The 18,446-nt window shown below is 32.8% G+C and carries 15 protein-coding genes; 2 read left to right on the forward strand and 13 right to left on the reverse strand.

What is annotated here, in order from left to right; translation table 11 throughout:
- Positions 1–5: 5 nt before the first annotated feature.
- On the reverse strand, positions 6–749 hold the full coding sequence (locus tag Q0783_RS08865) for a CDP-alcohol phosphatidyltransferase family protein (protein ID WP_298894532.1): 744 nt from the start codon (positions 747–749) through the stop codon (positions 6–8).
- A 123-nt stretch (positions 750–872) separates the two neighbouring features.
- Between Q0783_RS08865 and Q0783_RS08870 the strand changes: the two genes are divergently transcribed.
- Positions 873–1,937, forward strand: coding sequence for a PorV/PorQ family protein (locus tag Q0783_RS08870; protein ID WP_298758789.1), 1,065 nt, complete (start codon positions 873–875; stop codon positions 1,935–1,937).
- A complete protein-coding gene (gene lnt / locus Q0783_RS08875; protein ID WP_298894533.1) occupies positions 1,937–3,529 on the forward strand; it encodes an apolipoprotein N-acyltransferase in 1,593 nt (530 codons plus the stop codon). The genes Q0783_RS08870 and lnt overlap by 1 nt, the downstream gene beginning before the upstream one ends.
- Before the next feature lie 10 nt (positions 3,530–3,539).
- Here lnt and Q0783_RS08880 read toward each other — a convergent pair whose 3' ends face one another.
- The 12 genes from Q0783_RS08880 to Q0783_RS08935 all read right to left on the reverse strand — a co-directional run bounded on the left by Q0783_RS08880 (position 3,540) and on the right by Q0783_RS08935 (position 18,445).
- The gene (locus Q0783_RS08880) at positions 3,540–4,934 is read right to left on the reverse strand and encodes a sugar transferase (RefSeq protein ID WP_230936170.1); all 1,395 of its coding nucleotides are present in this window, start codon (positions 4,932–4,934) and stop codon (positions 3,540–3,542) included.
- Positions 4,935–4,991: 57 nt separating this feature from the next.
- The gene (locus Q0783_RS08885; protein ID WP_298894534.1) at positions 4,992–6,002 is read right to left on the reverse strand and encodes a glycosyltransferase family 4 protein; all 1,011 of its coding nucleotides are present in this window, start codon (positions 6,000–6,002) and stop codon (positions 4,992–4,994) included.
- A complete protein-coding gene (locus Q0783_RS08890) occupies positions 5,956–7,317 on the reverse strand; it encodes an O-antigen ligase family protein (protein ID WP_298894535.1) in 1,362 nt (453 codons plus the stop codon). The genes Q0783_RS08885 and Q0783_RS08890 overlap by 47 nt, the downstream gene beginning before the upstream one ends.
- A 45-nt stretch (positions 7,318–7,362) precedes the next feature.
- Positions 7,363–8,106, reverse strand: a complete 744-nt coding sequence (locus tag Q0783_RS08895) for a hypothetical protein (protein WP_298758803.1) — start codon at positions 8,104–8,106, stop codon at positions 7,363–7,365.
- A gap of 180 nt (positions 8,107–8,286) precedes the next feature.
- Complete coding sequence (locus Q0783_RS08900; RefSeq protein ID WP_298894536.1) at positions 8,287–9,414, reverse strand: glycosyltransferase; 1,128 nt, start codon at positions 9,412–9,414, stop codon at positions 8,287–8,289.
- On the reverse strand, positions 9,414–10,514 hold the full coding sequence (locus Q0783_RS08905; protein ID WP_298894537.1) for a glycosyltransferase family 4 protein: 1,101 nt from the start codon (positions 10,512–10,514) through the stop codon (positions 9,414–9,416). The genes Q0783_RS08900 and Q0783_RS08905 overlap by 1 nt, the downstream gene beginning before the upstream one ends.
- Entirely contained in the window at positions 10,507–11,820 is a 1,314-nt protein-coding gene (locus Q0783_RS08910; RefSeq protein ID WP_298894538.1) for a glycosyltransferase family 2 protein, read from the reverse strand. The genes Q0783_RS08905 and Q0783_RS08910 overlap by 8 nt, the downstream gene beginning before the upstream one ends.
- A 42-nt stretch (positions 11,821–11,862) precedes the next feature.
- Complete coding sequence (locus Q0783_RS08915; protein ID WP_298894539.1) at positions 11,863–13,722, reverse strand: hypothetical protein; 1,860 nt, start codon at positions 13,720–13,722, stop codon at positions 11,863–11,865.
- 45 nt (positions 13,723–13,767) lie between these two features.
- On the reverse strand, positions 13,768–14,631 hold the full coding sequence (locus tag Q0783_RS08920) for a sulfotransferase (RefSeq protein WP_298894540.1): 864 nt from the start codon (positions 14,629–14,631) through the stop codon (positions 13,768–13,770).
- Positions 14,624–15,784 (reverse strand): glycosyltransferase family 4 protein, encoded by a 1,161-nt coding sequence (locus tag Q0783_RS08925; protein ID WP_298894541.1) that lies wholly within the window; start codon positions 15,782–15,784, stop codon positions 14,624–14,626. The genes Q0783_RS08920 and Q0783_RS08925 overlap by 8 nt, the downstream gene beginning before the upstream one ends.
- Positions 15,785–15,898: 114 nt before the next feature.
- Positions 15,899–17,335 carry an MBOAT family O-acyltransferase gene (locus tag Q0783_RS08930; RefSeq protein WP_298894542.1) on the reverse strand — a complete coding sequence of 479 codons (1,437 nt, stop codon included), beginning with the start codon at positions 17,333–17,335 and terminating at the stop codon, positions 15,899–15,901.
- The gene (locus Q0783_RS08935; RefSeq protein ID WP_298894543.1) at positions 17,336–18,445 is read right to left on the reverse strand and encodes a glycosyltransferase; all 1,110 of its coding nucleotides are present in this window, start codon (positions 18,443–18,445) and stop codon (positions 17,336–17,338) included.
- Between the last annotated feature and the right edge of the window lies 1 nt (position 18,446).

Genomic DNA, 18,446 nt, shown 5'->3' on the forward strand with positions numbered 1-18,446 from the left:
ATTGGTTATTTTTTAATTAGAGATAAAATGATGTACAAGATGATAATTATTGGAATTGCTAAAAAATGCAAAACAGCCAATAGGATTATTGTTGAGACAATAAGCAGATATCTGAACTTATTATTAGCAAGACTAAAATCTTTAAATTTTAAAGCAAACAATTTAATATTTGAATTTAGTAGAAAACAACTTAACACAGTAAAAGCAATTAAAAACCATTGATTCAAAATAAGAGTTGTAGCAAAACTGCTATTTTGAAACTCAATAATTAACGGCAAAGATAAAACGAGCAATGTATTTGCTGGAGTTGGTAAGCCTTTAAAATAGCTCTGTTGATCTTCATCAATATTAAATTTGGCTAGACGATATGCCGAAGCCAACGTAATACATAAACCTATGAGCGCAATAGGTGCTATATGTAAATCGTTAAAGTTAAAGTTTGTATTCCACTCTTTTTGCGTGACCACCTCAGGAGCGTCAACACTCATTGCTATAAGCTTATACATAACAATACCAGGTACCAGTCCGCTAGTGACCATATCTGCCAACGAATCTAACTGTACGCCCAAAGCACTTTGCACATTGAGTTTTCTCGCTGCCAATCCATCAAAAAAATCAAAGAAAATACCAAGAAAAACAAAAGCTGATGCCGCAATAAAGTTATTGTGTACAGCAAAAATAACGGCAATACTTCCACAGAGTAAATTAAGTAAGGTGATAAAATTAGGAATGTATTTTTTCACAGACATAAATAAGATTTGTGTAAAAATAGCAAACTATTTACGACAAACACAAAACAAGCACAATATCTAGTGTTATTTACAGTTTAATAGGTGAAAAATAATGTGCATCTTTGTAAAAAATTTTTGCTGTTGAAAAAATACTTATTCATTGTCTCGACTTTGATTACTTTTTTTTGCACTGCTCAGACCAAATATTCAAATGAATTTTTAAATATTGGTGTGGATGCAGCTGCTCTAGGTATGAGTAATAGTGTGGTTTCCCATACTGCTGATGTGAATTCAGGGTATTGGAATCCTGCTGGATTAGTTCATCTTGAAGACAACCAATTAGCACTCTTACACTCGAGCTATTTTGCGAATATCGCCAACTATAACTATATCGCTTTTGCTAAGCCTTTAGATGATAGAAGTGCTATTGCTTTGTCGCTTATAAGATTTGGAGTGGATGATATTTTAGATACCACGCAACTAATTGATGATCAAGGAAACATTAATTATGATCGTGTGAGTTTATTCTCTACAGCAGATTATGCCTTAACTTTTTCTTATGCTAGAAAATTACCGCTCGATGGTTTAAGTTATGGTGTAAATGCGAAGTTAGTACGTCGTATTATTGGTGATTTTGCAAATTCTTGGGGATTTGGATTAGATGCAGGTATTCAGTTTGAAACTCGAAATGATTGGAAGTTTGGAATCATGGCAAGAGACATTACTACCACTTTTAATGCTTGGTCCTTTGATGACGATAAACTGGCAGATATTCAAAATGCTATAGAAGGACAAAACCAAACAGTTCCTGAAAAAACAGAACTTACTATTCCAAAATTGCAAATTGGAATTTCAAAGAAATTTATATTTCATTACGATTACTCTTTATTAACATCATTTGATCTTAATGTAAGATTTGAAGAAAACAACGATATTGTATCTACATCTTTTGCCAGTGTAAATCCAGCGATAGGATTAGAATTTGGGTACACAGACCTCGTGTTCCTTAGAGCTGGAGTTGGTAATTTTCAAAATGAATTGCAAATTGATAATTCTGAAAACCTAACTTTTCAACCTAGTTTAGGGCTAGGTTTTAAATATAGAGGTATTCAATTGGATTATGCCTTTACGGATATTGGAGATCAAAGCGCTGCTTTATATTCAAATGTATTTTCATTAAAACTCGATTTTAGTATCTTTAGATAGTGAACCGAATTTTACTCGTCATAATTTCAGGAATACTCTTAGCTTTAGGCTGGCCAACCTATGGGTTTCCATTACTACTTTTTATAGGATTTGTGCCACTCCTACTTGCCGAACGACGATTAAGGTTTTCTGATACTAAACGTAAAGGATTGGCCATATTTGGACTCGCCTATCTCGCTTTTTTTATTTGGAACATTACTACTACTAGCTGGTTAAGACATGCCAGTTTATTTGGCGCTTGTTTTGCTGTTTTTGTAAACACAGCACTTATGGCAACCTTGTTATTACTGTATCATAAGTATGCAAAAAGACAATCGCAAAACCGAGCACTATTGTTTTTAGTTGCACTCTGGATTAGCTTTGAAAAACTACATCTAGGATGGGAATTTTCTTGGCCTTGGTTGAATTTGGGTAATGGTTTTTCAGAATTTATTACATGGATACAATGGTATGAGTATACAGGAACTTTTGGAGGCACTCTTTGGGTTTGGATATTGAACGTTATTGTTTTTAAAGGTGTACTCTCATATCAAAAAGAAAAATCTAAAGCAGTAGTAAAATCAACTTTACTGAAATGTGCTGCTCTTATTATTATTCCAATTGGGATTTCATTAGTCATCTATAACACCTATTCTCATAAAGGTGAGACTGTAAATATCATAGCGCTACAACCTAATATTGATCCTTATTCTGAAAAGTATGACATGACCAATATGAAGTTTTTAGACCTGTTAAAAGAGCTTGCAGACTCGAAGATGACAGATTCTACAGATTTCGTCATCGCTCCTGAAACATTTTTAGCAGAAAGCACACGTCTAAAGCAATTTGAAAACTCTTTATTGAGAAACAGGCTTGAAGGCTACGCTGCAAAACACCCAAACACGAACTTGCTTGTAGGCATATCATTTATTGACATATTTAAAGACAAGACTAAAGTGCGTTCGCAAACTAATCAATACAATACAACTACATGGTATGATGATTATAACTCGGCTATTTTGATAAACACGTCGGATTCGATCCAACAATACAATAAATCAAAATTAGTTGTTGGTATTGAAAATTTCCCCTATCAAAGCGTATTAAAACCAATTCTAGGTGATGTTATGATTGATCTTGGCGGTACAGTTGCTATGAAAACTACTCAAGATAATAGAGGTGTTTTTACATCATCAAATTCTAATTTTAAAGTAGGACCGATAATTTGTTATGAGTCTGTTTATGGTGAGTTTGTAACGGGTTATGTAAGAAATGATGCTAACTTCTTATCCATTATCACAAATGATGCCTGGTGGAATGAAACACAAGGTCATAAGCAACATTTGAGTTATGCACGATTAAGGGCTATAGAAACGCGCAGAGATATTGCTAGAAGTGCAAATACTGGTATTTCTGCAATTATAAATGCTAAAGGTGAGATTACTAGCAGTCTAGCCTACAATGAAAAGGGTGCTTTATCTGGTCAAATTACCACTAATGACCACATTACATTTTATGTTAAGGCAGGAGATTATATTGCCAGAATTAGCATTTTCATTTTAATCTTTGTCTTCTTGATTGGTTTTTTCCGAAGGAAAAAGGAAAAGTACTAATGACTACTATTTATTGTCCTCTATAATATAAAATAGTACTTAGTGTTTTTACGATAATATTTATATCTAAGAAAACACTTCTGTGCTTAATATAAAATAAATCGTATTGCAATTTTGTGAGGCTATCGTCTACAGATGAGCCGTAGCGAGTGTTGACTTGAGCCCAACCAGTAAGTCCTGGTTTTACAATATGTCGTGTTTCATAGAAAGGAATGATTCGAGAGAGTTCATTTACAAAAAATGGACGTTCGGGTCGAGGTCCAATTATACTCATATCTCCTCTCAACACGTTAATAAATTGAGGAATCTCGTCAATGCGTGAGCGTCTTAAAAACATACCAAATTTTGTGATTCTAGAGTCATTTTTCTGAGCCCATTTTGCACCACTTGTTTCGGCATTGACAATCATACTGCGAAGTTTGACGATTTGAAATAGCTTTCCATTTTGGCCAACACGCTCTTGAAAATAAAAGAGAGGTCCTTTATTGGCAATCAAATTTCCAATGAAAATAATTGGTAAAATACACAAGCCAAAAACCAAACCTAATATAGAAAAGAAAATATCAAAAGTTCTGTGAAAGAAGAGATACAACGTATTTTGGTTACTTCTACTAAAAGGGAAATATTTATAAAAGTCTTTTCCCACAAATTGAATTGGGACACGATATGTGATTTCTTCAAATACTTGTGTATATTCTCGTATCGTAAATCCTTGATCTAAAAGCGTTATGAGATCGTGATATATTTCTGGAGTTATGGTTTCAGAATTATAACTAGCAATCAATATTTCAGAAATTTTTTCTTTCTTGATCACGTTCATTAACTCATTAGATTCAAACTCTTTTAAACCTTTGAATTTAATTGGTGATTCAGATTCTGTTTCAGAATTAATAAAACCTACAATCTTATAATTTGGATCTGATTGATTAAGCGGCTTAATAATGTTTTCAATATTAGAAATTTCTCCTACTAGCAGTACTTTTTTATAAAACCTAGGTGACGATATAAATACAATGTAAGCCCATCTCCAAAGAAAAATCGTTGTGATAATGATCAAATAAAAATAAACGATTTGTAATCTTTGTTCTGGAAGAAAAGGCGTCAATACTGGTGTCAACAAATAAAATAGTACAGTTGTAGATGCGGTTAATACTATGTTTCTGAATGTGACATCTAACTTACTGGACTTTTGAAGGTCATAAATTTCAAAGATAGTTCCAAAAACGGTAATATATATTGCTAAAACAATGAGCGGAACAATATTTTCTTGAGAAATAGTTAGGTAATCATAATCGACACATTGTTCAAGAACATACAAACCTAAAAGAACAAGACAAACATCTAAAATTCGCAACAATATCTTACGTTCTGAAATCTCGAAATGTATATCTTTTTTACGACTCATTAGTTTGTTAGGGTGTTGTGTAAATATAATAATTAATGTGTGTTTTTAACACTTACCTTATTTTAAGATATCAAACCATTTTTTTTTGACATGGTTCCAATCTAGTTGTTCTACTTTATCTCTCGCATTTTTGATCATTACTTTTCGGGTTTCTTCAGCATTCATCACGGTTATTATAGCATTTACCATTTGAGTAACATCATTAGGTTTTACCAAGTAACCCTCATGATTATTTTCAATCAAATAGGGCATTCCACCAACATTAGTAGATACAACTGCCAGCCCTAAAGCCATAGCTTCAATAACGCTAAGAGGCATATTATCAAAATTGGTTGTATTTAAAAATATATTATAGTCTTTTGAGAGTTCTATCCATTCTTTCTTTTTTAACTTCCCTGTAAATCTCACCTCTAAGTTCTCTTCTTTAACCATATCTTTAACTGTCCCAAAAGTACCATCGCTATCAGGCCCTACCATACATAATTTGGCATTTGGGTACTTATCTTTTAAAGACTTAAAAACTTTGATGGCTAGTTGAGGATTATATAACTTTGAAAAAGAGCGTACCCATAGTAGTCGAGGCATATCAAATTCTTTAATAGAGAAGTTATACTCTTTAATCTCTAGCGTATTAGGAATATGAATAACACGCTTAAAACCATGTTGTTCAAATGCATTTTTAAGATAAGTTGATGGCGCTATATTATATACTGCATTTTTAAAGATTTTTTGACTCATCTTAGGATGAGATGTTAATCGAGACGGAAGGTTTCCTCCATGCAAGATAGGTATATAATCTAATTTTAAAAGTCGGCATATTTGGCTCACAATAAATGCATAATAGTAGTTTTGTGTACTGTACGTATCGATTAGTACTTTCTCCACTTTCCTACTATAGAAAACAACTTTATAAATCATGTGCAGCAACCTCATTATTTTATTATTATAACTAGACGCATAAAACACCGTGATCCCTTCTTTTGCAAGTAAGTCCCCTAGAATACTTATGTAAGACACATTACTATTGGTCTTGTTTAATTTGTTTCCTATGTATAGGATTTTTTTCATTTGTGATGTTTAAAAGTGCGAGTGCATACATAAATGATGGTGCTGCAATTCGCATTCCTGAGTGATTGATAGTTGCAAACCAAAAACTTAAAAAAGCATAGAACAGAAGGTTTTTTCTGTTTTTCCCGCGATAAGCTAATGGCGTAAAGATCAAAATTAGTAAAATGAGTATTCCTAAAATACCATGCTCAGACATTAATCGACCAACCTCGTTATGTGATGGTAATCCTGTACCATCTCTTTCGGCTCGTAAATCTTTCGTTTTATTAACACCAACACCTAAAAACGGACTGTCTTGAAACCCTTCTAATTCTTCTATAAAAAGGGTAATTCTACCTGATGTAATATCTTGTTTTTCTCTACCAAGAGCATCTTGATTTGCATAGCGTTTATCAATAAGACCAAAGGTTAGGTTACTACTTATAACCCATGTGACAATAACGGCAACAACAAACAGTGCAAATGATGTAATAATTTGGTTTTTTTGTTTTAAAGTAGATTTAAAGAACAAACTCCATAAAAAAGCGAGAATAACAATAATTGCCGCAACTACACCTCCTCGGCTAAATGTAATAATGGCTCTAAATGTCATCGCTGCAAGAATAGTAACATTAAGGATTTTAAGAATTAGCGAAGGAGATTTTAGAAAGAATCTAACCACCATCACAAACATACCCATACCTAAAACGGTAGCTACTTGATTGGGACCAAATCCACCAGAGGTAGCAGCATTAGATGCTGTTCCAGACAATGTTTCTTTAATACTAGGGTTGTATAAAAACAGATAAGTTGTTGTCGAAATTAAAGGGAGGGAAATATACTTGACTATTCGTATCAGATCTTTACTAGACACTTTTCTATCGTAGCAAAACAATGCCGCCACACCCAAACAAACCGGACCACTCAATACAAAAGCTACACTGGTTCTAAAATTAGCATTATAACTCAAAGTTACAGAAGCAACGAGAATAGCTGGCACGAGTAAAATGAGATACAAAAAGTAAGGGTATCCCTTTCCTGAAATGCCTTTATAAACCATCCCAATAATCATAAATAGAATGATTAAATATTTAGCAGATTCATATGCCAAGCTACTTTTAGTCATTCTAAAAAACACCTCAATACCAACAAAGTAAGCACATGCTAATAAGACATTAATGACTTTATCTTTACTTGGACCAAAAACTATCTTAATTAAAAAATAGAAGATAAGACCAACAAAGAAGAATTTTGCTGTAGCATTAAAAGTAAAAATTACAAAAGCGAGTGCTATATGGAGTAGAACCAACCCTATGTACGTATCATTTTTACTCACTTTCCATTCTATTATTACAATTTATATACTCCAATGACCAACTACTTAAGACGTAAACATTTCTTTGTAATTGTTAAGAGGGAATTTGTATTTATAACTTTTATTCAACACAAATAGTAAAAAATGGATTAGGAAAACTGGAGTAAACGGACGGAGTCTATTTAAAAATAGATCATACGTTTTATTCGAGTAATTAGTTACCAGAAAAGGAACAGAAGAACGATTGAGGTAATAATTATCTACTTTACTCATATTAACCTTTACAGTATCTATAAAAGAGTTATAAATGATTTTCTTTTCCGTTTTATTAATCTGATAAAGTTCTACAACAGAAAGCGGAATATCATTTCCTTCTTCATGTATCGTAATTCCTTTTGACACATCTATAAGCACCCATTTATTATAATCTTTGGAGAAAATTTCATTAACTGAATGCCCACCATATTTTCTATTGAAAGGAATAGTGGTTACTCCCCATTCTTTTACCTTGATATCATTTATGACACAAAAATTATTAAACACCTGTGCCATATCACTGCACACACCACCATCTCCAGCCAACATTGATTTAAGCACCTCATCAGATGACAAGCTCAACCCTCGTCCTCCTTTAATGTTCTCTAACAACCATACTGAAATTTGAATAGCAACATCTAAATCAGCATTTGGTTTTCCGTTTTTAAATATTTCTTCATTCACCTTGTGATAAATTTCAGGAATATCTTGTTTTTTGTTGATACGATTATAATTGTCTATTTCGGTTTGAGATTCTGATGAATTCTTAGACAATAATTTAAATCTAGTATAGTATAACAAAGGGTGTCTTTTAATAAACCATTTTATTTTTTTCTTTAATCCCAATTCAATAAGTAATTAATTAACATGCTAAATGTAAGTAAAATTTAATTTCTATTAAGAATAATCAACATAATGTTATTCAATTAGTTGAATCCAATGAGGTGTTCAAAATCAAACTTTATCTTCAACCAAACTTTTTATTCGATTGTTGTAATGCAAAAACGTAAAACGCTCTGCTATTTCTATATTATTTTTATTTATTCTTTCATAATCAGCATCATCAAAAGAAAACAGTTCTCTTATAGCTTGGGCAACTGTTTTAGATGTTATTTCTGATAATACTATTCCGTTGTCACCAGTCTTAATATAATGACCAATTGACGATATATTGGATACGACAGGAAGACATTTAAAGTTTATAGCTTCAGCAATAACTTTAGGAAATCCTTCAGATGCTGTAGTAGGCATCAAAAACACATGAGATGATTTGTAAATATCGTGTACTTGCTTTCGAGGTAAAAATCCGTGAAATTGAAAACTAATATCAGAGCTTTGAGCCAATGACTTGAAATAATCAACCTCAACACCGTTTCCTACAAGGTGAACTTGATCTACACGCGATCGTTCTTGAGGCGACAATAATAGAAAGGCTTTAATAATACGTTCTACGCCTTTTTCTCTTTCCAATCGTCCCACATAACAAAACGATATTTTTCCATTCAAAGATTTCAAAACTGTTTTCCCTACTTCTACATCTTCTACTGTTAAACATGGGTTTTCAAAAGACAAACAATGCTTAGGCTGTTGTTCCCACATACCATTTATCGTAACAGGTCTTGATTGGCGCTTAAGCATCCAACGTTGTATAGCATAACCTATTGGTGCGTTTTTCTGATTCCAATTTCCTGCATATTTAAACCAACCTTTCTTTTTGGATAATAATGTTAAATACGGAATTAAAAATACACCTATCCCTGTAGGAGTTCTTAACTGAAAGCAATCTACTTTTTTTAGAACAGAATTTACAGTTTTTAAAACTCTAGGTGCCTTAAAGATCACATTAAATTTAGCCTTAATTGTCTGTCCTCCAACTGATGGCATCGCCACAAATTTCACCTTATCAGAATTGTAAGGTAAAGCACTTGGAGGTGGCATCTCGTCATAAAGCATTGCGACATGATAAATTTCATCAAATATCTTCAGTAGATGATTAATTTCAGTAATTGTTGGTCCCCAACCCACTATGGTGCCATCGGCCATTAAATAATGTTCTGTATGCGATATAATTGCTAGTTTCATTATTTAATCACTTTAATGTATTGTTCAATAATGGTACTCCAGTCATGTTGATTTGCCCATTGCTTGGCTCTCTCATGATATAATTTATGGTCGTTCATTATGACTTGAATCGAAGCAATAAAAGCATCGCTATCATCATGATTTATTAATCGGCCTGATTTGTTATCATCTATGGCGTCTTCTATTCCGCAATTTAAAGCTCCTATAGCAGGTAAACCAAAATAATTAGCTTCAATAATAGCAATCCCAAAGCCTTCTACATCTCCTTCTTTTGTTTCGCTACTCAACATCACGAAAATATCAGATGAACTCAAGAACTGGACTAACTCTTCATTTGATACTCTACCATGAAACGTTATATAGTTCTCAACATTGAGTTGTTTTGCTATCTCTAGAAAAGCATTGGCTTGTGTTGGCAACCCAACGATATGATAGTGAATGTCTGGAAATCTTTTAATAAGCTTAGGTATGTGTTTAATCACATTTAACTGGCCTTTTCGATCGGTTACATTTCCGACTGTAATCAATTTTGGAGAACCAGATAAACCAATCTTGCTTACCTGTTTTTTTAATTGCGTACTATCAATCCCATTAGGAATAACAGTAACAGTACTTAACTCTAAGTCATCGATTAATTGTTTTGTATAGTTAGATACAGCAATAATTTTATTAAAACGTCTCAAAGCAAAATCAACTGTTCGCTTTAACAGTTTATTGTCGAAATTCACTTCACTACCATGTACAATGGCAATAAAATTACGGTTTAAGAATAAACTGTAAAATGCTACAATCCATAATGAAAACTTACCTGAAGCAATGATCGTATTATTTTTCTTTGCACGTCGAAATCCCAGAAATAATCTTTTAAAGTACATTAACCAGCGTATTGCTTGTAATTTGATTCGATATACTTTAAACTTTAATTGGCGATCAAAATCTAGTTCTTCTTTATTTTCTTTTGAGCGTTGATCAGATATTAATTCTACATTAAAGTCATGTTTTTGCAAAGCATTAGCCAGATTAAAAGCGTGGTTTCCTATTCCACCGGGCTGCGGAGGAAATTCGGAAGTCACTATTAATACCTTATCCTGTTTACTCATTACTTAGTGTTTCAACTTTAGGTCCTTCATCTAATTTTTTGAGTGATAATTTCCAAGATTTTCGTACTTGAAAAAGGACTAAAGGCAACACGACTAGAGACACTAAACTTCCTAGTACTAGCATTGCTTTATTTTTCTTGAATTTATATGGCATTATAGATATTGGTACAGTTCGCAGTAAAGCTAGTTTAGATCTGGTGCTTCCAAAATATGATCTATAAAAATATAGAACACTTGGTATGGGTCTTGGGTCAAATAAATTTTTAGTTCTAAATGCATCCCAGCTACCCATTTGTCTTAATCCACCTGTACCTACTTTTAAGTGCAAGCGTTTTGCATAAGGATTAGAAATATTAAGGTAATTATTCAAGTACATTCGCATACCATATTCACCATCTCCCATACGTTGCTTTTCAAATTGCCTATCAAATAATCCCAAGTCTTTGAATACTTCTTTTTTTATGAGCACATTACCTGTATCTAATTGATCACTAACTTTAAAAAACGAATAGTTAAGTGGTACTTTAGCACCAACTTTAGAGATAGAAACTCCTGAAGAGGCTTGGGCTTTAAAAAAATCTAAACATTTTAGATGCTCAGATATCCAATTGACATCTACTCTACTATCGTCATCAAACAGCAACAAATAACTGCCTTTAGAGCATTTAATAGCGGTATTTCTCGCTAACCATAGGGCTTTCTCTTTTTGGTGAATAAGATGTAAGTCCAAATTGAAATTTGAATAAAAATCTGCATCAAATGGTTCCGATTGATCCACAACTATGACTTCAAAAGTCTTATAATCTTGTTTTTCTAAATCTTCTAAAACGTCCTTTAGATATTCATATCTGTTTAACGTAGGAATTACAACCGTAACCATAGGTTGTTCCTCTATTAAATTCGATTTAAAATCGTTCCAGTTGTTAACGTCAAGAGGTTGATTTAAATACGAACTTCTTTTTACTGCTTTAGTCACATACCAAGCCTTAAGTTCTTTAAAAGGGTTTTTGAAACTAAATAAACGAAGCAATAAAACATAGCTCACCCACGCCTTATTAAAGTAACGCCTTATAAACGTATAATTGTCTATTAAGCTTGTAGGTTCTACCTCACCAATAGTTTCGGCATTACCTATATAGCCTTTCTGAATGGCTTGCCAAGACAAATCGTATTGTTTGGCATGTTCCGTTTGATACGCTGATTCGACTTCCAGTTGCTCCAATATGTGACTGTCCAACTGACTAGCAACAGGAAATATTGATCTGTCATTTTTCCTTAATACTGAAAAGTAATTTGTTGGTTGCAAGTATTTCAAAAAAGGAAACAACATATTGTTTTCAGGATACTATTATTTTATTAATGATTTGATGATATCGATTTCGATATTTAATGAACTTAACGACAATATATTTGAATTAGTAAGTGGCCAACGCTTTAGATCTCTTCTATCAATAATCCCTTTCTTTTGTTGCACTATATATTGATCTCCCAAATGACCTGGACTAAAATAAGCATCTAAACGTGCTTCCAAATTTTCGTGTTGATATGCTTTAACCCAATTGATACTTTTTAAAAGTCGGTACCTTCCTTTTGGATTTTTAGTTTTAAGTAATCGTCTAATGAAATATTGATCAAGTCTTGAACGAATTCCCCAAACCAAGAAAATTAAGATATTTGGTGCATTATGTGGAATAAAAGGTGTTTGGCTCGTCGGCACCCTATTTAAGGGACGTAATTCTTTTATATGCTTAAATAAGCCATTCATGAATCTATAATTCAATCTATTATTAGGATGTATAGCACTCGATTTCCTCAATATGTTTAGTGATAGTGATGGATTTATTCCGTTGAATTTTTGATTACAGATCAGTGTTTGCTTACCAATTGGAAAACGGCCATGAGTATACCATGCAAAAAGCTCATCGTATAGTTCAAAATAAGGCAATTGATGGCTCTCAATTCTTTTAAAAATCAATTCATAATCAGAGACGACTTCTTTAATAAGATGATCATAATCCATATCGATATCGAGCTTATCTATAGTTGCCTTTGTGTAACGCCTTAAGTACATTTTCAATCGGCTTTTCTTCCATGATTCGAACGATTCATCTGTAGCAGGCTGTAACTGAAAATCTTTATTTAAGACAATCGTATTGATAAACTTAGAAATTCTAGATTTTCTAGTCGATAAAGTCGAAATATTTCTAGCAGGCAAAATTTCACAGGGTTCACCTAGCATGATCGAAGCCGTTTTATCTTCTTCAATATGTTCTAGTATTTCCAACCAACTTGCGATATTAACAGATTCAGAATTTACAACGTAATCTTTTAAGAGTGTTCTATCTGGAAAGTACAAATCAATATCATAAAAGCTTTCAAAATCATAGCCCTTGAGCTTTGCTAATCGTTTTGCCAGTTTTACTTCGTAATTATCTTCATGACCAAAAGTCAAACATTTTATAGGCAAATCATTAGGTAGTGCACCTAATAAAATCCTGCTATCCATCCCACCGCTCAAAGCCAAATAATTCTTGTTGAATTGCGCCAGAGCATACTCAACCTCCTTTTTAAAATCTTTCCAGTAATTTACATAGTCTTTCTTCTTAGGTCGCCTAGTGTCGGTGATATTAAAAAGTGTATTATCATAGACCTTATCTAGCGTTTTGTTTTGAGGATTAAGCTTTATATATTCTCCAGGCAGTAGTCGTTTCACTTCTTTAAGAATGGTTCGATCTCCTAGGTTTAAAAACTCTTTACCAACCGCTTTTTGCACTATTCCAACTTCATCTAAATCAGATTTAGAAGCTATAGCTGCCAACATAAAATTGGAGGTTACAAAAAAGTTATTCTTGTTGGATGAATAAAACATCGGATAGACACCAATAGGGTCTGTACAAAATATAAGTTCACGATTTAATTTATTAAACGCCGCCAATGAAAAGCTTCCAGAAACAGAATCATCAGAAATTGGCCAATGTTCTAATATATGATCTATAGACTTTGCATACTGAAGATTTGTATTGCTCTTTTCAATACCTGTGTGACATAAATAACCACTAACAAATGCAAGAAAGTTATCTGTTTCATGCACTGCTCTTTCAGAATTATAATAGCAATAAAAATCACCGATACGCTTTTCTGAAAATGAATTAGAAAAAATATCAAATTCTGTATTTTGAATGGGCTTAATGGTTATGATAAAACTCATTATCCTAGGCTAACTTATATGTTAAGGGTCATTTAAATTTCTAAACTACCATTTAGAATTTTTTTCAAAGCCTAAATTAATCAATTCTTTGCCTGCAATAGCTTTAAAAGTCATCTTTTTTATAAGATTCCACTTTTTCCATTTATTAGAAAATTTAAATTTTGATTTATCCGAATCTGGTTTCCAATTAGGCTTTACCATTTTTTTAGATGACACTCCAAATGAACTCCCAACCACAGGCGCTTTTAAGCAGTTGTCTAAAATATCTTCATTCACATCTAGATCATAATGTGAGAGCAGATTAGATATTTCTGTTTTTGAATCATTAAGCATTTCATATTTAAATACTTTAACCTGATTATCTTGAGTAATAGAGGCAATTTGCCTAGCTGTTTTAACCCATTGTTTGGTATGATTTATAAACGACCTTCCTGAGAAAAAATTAACTCGCTTTTTCAGTTTTATACTTATGTTATGCCAGTCTCGTTTATCATTTGAAGCTCGTACTGAAGAAATCACATTGTCTCTCCCATCTCTACAAATTACAGCTATTTTTGAATCAGGAAACGCTAATTTCCATAAGTCGATATGTGCTACACTAGGTGATTTTATAAAAATAGTCTTATCACTTTCAATTCTGTACTTATCAATAAGTAGTGATAACCAGGCCTGGCCATAATTTTTTATAAATGTGGACTTATCTTCGCTAGTAAATTTCATTCCAAAACTATCTTTAACAATCTTATCATAGACGTCTGTTGTAACCGTATCGGTATAAAATAGATTAAATTCTCCCAGTGATATATCTTTTGGAAGTGTTGACACATGAGGATGCTGTGCAATAGTTGAACCAACAAAATTTGTCCCACTCCTAACCCGTTGTCCAAGAAGAATAATAATTTTATTCATAGAATTCCAAAAATTCTTTCTGTTGCTTTTCTAGATTGAATTGTTCTGCAACACGACTTTGAGCATTAGTTCGCATGTGTTGCTTCTTTTCATTAGGTAAAAGTAAGAGATTTTTAATTGCTTTAGCTAACAATCGTGGTTGACGTTTTGGAACAACGATACCAGTTTTTTCATCTATGACATTTTCTTTCAAACCGTCAGCATCTGAAACAACACATAATAGTCCCATTGCTTGCGCTTCTAGCACAGCATTACAAAATCCTTCTGAATCACTATATTGTATATATACACTTGCCTCAGACAAATACGTAACAACATCTTCTGGTGCTTTCTGTCCAACAAACCGAACTCGGTCTTCAAGTTGAAGTTGATAAACCGCAAACTTTAGTTGTTCTAATTCCTGTCCTTCACCAATAATAGTATATTGAAAATCAACACCTTCCTTTTTTAATAACGATAACGCCTCTAACGTATAGTCTAAACCTTTTATCCAATGCAATCTAGCAATCGTTACAAACTTAAAATCATCTCTTAGAATATCACTTGTTACCTCGAACTTTGTGTGATCTATTGCTGGTGTAATAATTTGAAAAGGCACAGCTTTTGAGAGTCCCGATTCTATAGCCTTTCTATAAGTATAGTTTGATATGGCATGTAATTTATCAATAGACTCCCATAATGCCTTATAACAATTGGGATGTTTTATAGGAAATACATCAACATCAAAACCTCTCACACTAACAGCAGATTTTGCCTTAATTGTCTTAGCGACACTTTCACTTTGTACAGCCATCGTAGCAAAACCAAAATGCAGCCAATCCAAATGTGATGTAATGATGTGCGCATTGGTATACAAATTCTTTAGCCATTGTATAGTTGATCGATTTCGCTTTTTTTCTAAGGAAATAAATGTAGATACACGATTAAAAAAAGGCAAAAGTTTTAATAGTACATACCCATATAAAACTACTTGTAAGACTCGATTTTTTGAAACTTTAGGAGCACAAATCACTTTACATAAATTGTAAGCATCAGGGTTTTCTTGAACAAATAAAACAACCTTGTATCCCGACTGTTGCAACCCTTTAATTTTAGAATTAAAAAAGGTTTCAGAATACTTAGGCGGCTTAGACAAGACAATTCCAATGGTCATTTATCAAATACTAAATGAATTATAAGTTAATGGTATTAATAACACACCACAATACATCAAATATACACACCCATAAGCTTATAAAAAATTGTTTTAATTAGAAATATAGATTCATTAAAACTGAAAATAGATAAACTCTTGTTCTTTACCACCATATAAGAAAATGAGAACTACCATTATCAAATATATGATCCATCTCAATACTCGAGGGTAACTCAACCATAATCGCTCTATTGCATAGAGTTGTCGTCGTCCTGACCATTCAATAACCAAGAAAAAACTAATAAAAATCATTAGATATAAAGGTCTAATTTCAGGAAGAGTAAAGAGTGATTTATTAGCCATCAAATTCAAATAATCAAATGCTTCCGTTATATTTTTGGCTCTAAAAAACACCCAAGCCAGAACAGTTAGAATAAAAGTCACAAGCATTAAAACAAACTCTTTAAAGCTTGGTAATAATCGGTTTTGTGCTACAATATCTGTATGTATTCTATTTTTTTTGAGTAAAAAAACAGGAAGAAAATATAAGGCATTTAAAAGTCCCCATACTATAAAAGTCCAATTCGCACCATGCCAAAAACCACTAATAACAAAAATCACAAATACATTACGTATTTGCAATACTTTTGAACCTCTTGATCCTCCTAAAGGAATATAGAGATAATCTCTAAACCATGTCGATAGTGAAATGTGCCAACGTCTCCAGAACTCTGCAATATCCCTTGAAAAATAAGGGAATGCGAAGTTTTGTTTCAAATTGAACCCAAATAACCTTGAGGTACCAATAGCAATATCTGAATATCCAGAAAAATCGCCATAGATTTGAAAGGCGAAAAATACGGCTCCAACAAATAGTGTACTTCCAGAGTAGCTAGCATGATTATCAAAGATCATATTAGCGTAGGTTGCACAATTATCTGCAATGACCACTTTTTTCGTTAATCCCCAAAGGATTTGTCGCAATCCATCAACAGCTGTGTTATACTCAAACTGTCGTTGTTTAAAGAACTGTGGTAATAAATTTGTAGCACGTTCGATAGGACCTGCAACCAACTGTGGAAAAAAGCTCACAAAAGCTGCAAAAGCGACAATATCATTGGTTGGTTCTAATTTCTTCTTATAAACATCGATTGTATAACTCAATGTTTGAAATGTATAGAAACTAATACCAACAGGCAAAATAATATCAAGTGTATTAGACTTAATTTCTTGTCCGAAAAAAGTAAAAACACTTGTAAAATTATCTATAAAGAAGTTGTAATATTTAAAGAATCCCAAAAACCCAATATTGACAGCAATACTGATCCAGAGGAGCCACTTTCTTTTGGAAGGTTGGGTTTCGGTTTTTAATAGTTTTCCTATGGAAAAATCAACTAAAGTGCTAAAAACAATTAAGGCTAAAAATCGATAATCCCACCATCCATAAAACACATAACTGGCAACAACAATCAATATATTTTGATACTTTAGATTTTTTTGAGTAACAAACCAATAGAGTACAAATACTATCGGTAGAAATACAGCAAAATCTATAGAATTAAATAACATTTAATCAATTTTTAAAATAGCTTTAAATAAGTCTTCATGCATATCCATAAAAATCTTTACCGATAAGTTTTGCTCTACATAACTGCGCATATCTTTGGCCAGTTGATCTCTGTCATTTTGAGACATGTCCCTAAAGGTTTTAATTTTATGTGATAGATCATCGACATTACTTGGTTCAAACTGACAATTTGGGAATGCTTTTAGTACTTCTCTTACACCAGTAATATCAGACCCCAAAACAATCCTACCACTCGCCATGGCTTCCATAGGCGCAATTGGCAAGCCCTCACGTCGTCCTTCATCTTTTGTTGGAATCACAAATAAATTGGCCACAGCCAAAAAGGGTCTAACATCGAGGTGTTTTCCAACGAAAAATATATGATCATAATCCTTATAATCTGAAATTAATTGGGCTCCATAATCGTTATTGGCATCACCAACTATTAAAACTTTAATCGACGAATCATTGAGTTGGTTAACTGCATCCAACAAAATTTCAATCCCTTTAACAGGAACTAAGTTAGCAACAGAAACAATGATAAAATCGTCTTCTTTAAACTGTTGTCCTGTAGGCACAGTGTATGTCTTTTTTAAAGGTGTAAAACGATTAATATCTACTGCTAGAGGAATTTGAACAACTTTGTCTTCCATACCAGTAAAAAAAGCAGATTTCATCTCTTCGTTGACGACTACAACTTTGGTGCTTAATTTAGAACGCCAAGTCCATGCTTTATTTCCCCAACCCATTGCTTTTTTAGAATAGATATAAGGTATTTTAGCAAGTTTTGCTGCTAGAGGCTCAGAAAAATCTGAACTCCAATGCCATGAATAGATCAAATCAAATTTATGGGTCTTAAAAAACTTCACAATTTTAAAAACTCGAAACGGAAATGTGAAGAATGGTCTATAATTTTCAGTAAAATTAAACAGATGAATTTTGACATCTAATGCTTTCAGTGCTTCAAATAGTTCCCCTCTGTCATGAAAACAACATACATGAGGTTCAAATATTGAACGGTCTATTCGGTTTACAATATCATATACCGATTTACCGCTTCCCGCTGTATCAAAATTTGGTATTGTAAGTAATAATTTGACTTTTTTATTCATT

The sequence above is a fragment of the uncultured Psychroserpens sp. genome (assembly GCF_947500255.1).
In the GTDB taxonomy this organism is placed as follows: domain Bacteria; phylum Bacteroidota; class Bacteroidia; order Flavobacteriales; family Flavobacteriaceae; genus Psychroserpens.

What these genes read in the sequence shown, in the direction of transcription:
- Q0783_RS08865 (WP_298894532.1), bottom strand. Translation starts at nt 749, where the DNA reads ATGTCTGTGAAAAAATACATTCCTAATTTTATCACCTTACTTAATTTA.
- Q0783_RS08880 (WP_230936170.1), bottom strand. Translation starts at nt 4,934, where the DNA reads ATGAGTCGTAAAAAAGATATACATTTCGAGATTTCAGAACGTAAGATA.
- Q0783_RS08885 (WP_298894534.1), bottom strand. Translation starts at nt 6,002, where the DNA reads ATGAAAAAAATCCTATACATAGGAAACAAATTAAACAAGACCAATAGT.
- Q0783_RS08900 (WP_298894536.1), bottom strand. Translation starts at nt 9,414, where the DNA reads ATGAAACTAGCAATTATATCGCATACAGAACATTATTTAATGGCCGAT.
- Q0783_RS08905 (WP_298894537.1), bottom strand. Translation starts at nt 10,514, where the DNA reads ATGAGTAAACAGGATAAGGTATTAATAGTGACTTCCGAATTTCCTCCG.
- Q0783_RS08915 (WP_298894539.1), bottom strand. Translation starts at nt 13,722, where the DNA reads ATGAGTTTTATCATAACCATTAAGCCCATTCAAAATACAGAATTTGAT.
- Q0783_RS08920 (WP_298894540.1), bottom strand. Translation starts at nt 14,631, where the DNA reads ATGAATAAAATTATTATTCTTCTTGGACAACGGGTTAGGAGTGGGACA.
- Q0783_RS08925 (WP_298894541.1), bottom strand. Translation starts at nt 15,784, where the DNA reads ATGACCATTGGAATTGTCTTGTCTAAGCCGCCTAAGTATTCTGAAACC.
- Q0783_RS08930 (WP_298894542.1), bottom strand. Translation starts at nt 17,335, where the DNA reads ATGTTATTTAATTCTATAGATTTTGCTGTATTTCTACCGATAGTATTT.
- Q0783_RS08935 (WP_298894543.1), bottom strand. Translation starts at nt 18,445, where the DNA reads ATGAATAAAAAAGTCAAATTATTACTTACAATACCAAATTTTGATACA.